The sequence below is a fragment of the Mesorhizobium sp. M2A.F.Ca.ET.039.01.1.1 genome (genome assembly GCF_003998035.1).
Lineage (GTDB): Bacteria > Pseudomonadota > Alphaproteobacteria > Rhizobiales > Rhizobiaceae > Mesorhizobium.
The window spans coordinates 1-621 of sequence record NZ_RZRY01001420.1; the positions used below are offsets into that span (position 1 = coordinate 1).

2 protein-coding genes are annotated in these 621 nt (G+C 59.1%); one reads left to right on the plus strand and one right to left on the minus strand.

The genetic code is table 11. The features are described 5' to 3' along the window. Positions 1-4: 4 nt before the first annotated feature. Positions 5-346: an IS66 family insertion sequence element accessory protein TnpB gene (gene tnpB, locus EOA24_RS40205; protein ID WP_189354706.1), complete on the plus strand. Its 342-nt coding sequence runs from the start codon at positions 5-7 to the stop codon at positions 344-346. 89 nt (positions 347-435) lie between these two features. Here the strand turns inward: tnpB and EOA24_RS42270 are convergent. Further along, positions 436-621: hypothetical protein (locus tag EOA24_RS42270; protein ID WP_189354704.1), on the minus strand; the 186-nt coding region annotated here is incomplete at its 5' end.

Below are 621 nucleotides of genomic sequence, written 5' to 3' on the forward strand. Positions count from 1 at the left end.
CACGGTGGTGCCGACCGACCGGATTTACCTGTGCTGCGGTGAGACCGATATGCGCCGCGGGATCAACAGCCTGGCGCGCATGGTGCAGCAAGTGCTAGCGCTCGACCCGCACACCGGCGCGATCTTTTGCTTCCGTGGACGCAAGGGTCATATAATCAAAATCCTGGCGCATGACGACCAGGGGTTCTGCCTTTTTACAAAGCGGCTTTCCGAAGGTTGTTTCGCCTGGCCGACCACCAAAGATCGGGTCGCGGTGTCGCTCACCAAGGCACAGCTTTCGCTGTTTCTGGACGGCATCGACTGGCGCCGGCCGAGCAAAACTTATCGACCGCGTTTGGCTGGCTGATTTGCTCGTTTGTTATTGATTTTGTGTCGATTTTGCTTCCGTGAAGGAGCTCTTTCGGGTATGTAATTTGGGTGTCGGAACAAGCTCCCTCAACCGCTGATTTCCTCACCCGGATCGCGCTTCTGGAGGCGGCCGTTGCTGCCCGTGACACCACCATCGCCGAACGCGATGAGCAGCTTCGCAGAGAGCGCGCCGAAGCCGCACTTCGCATTCAGCGCCTGCAGCTGCGGATCGATCGGTTCAACCGTAAGGCCTTCGGCCGCTCGTCCGAGAAG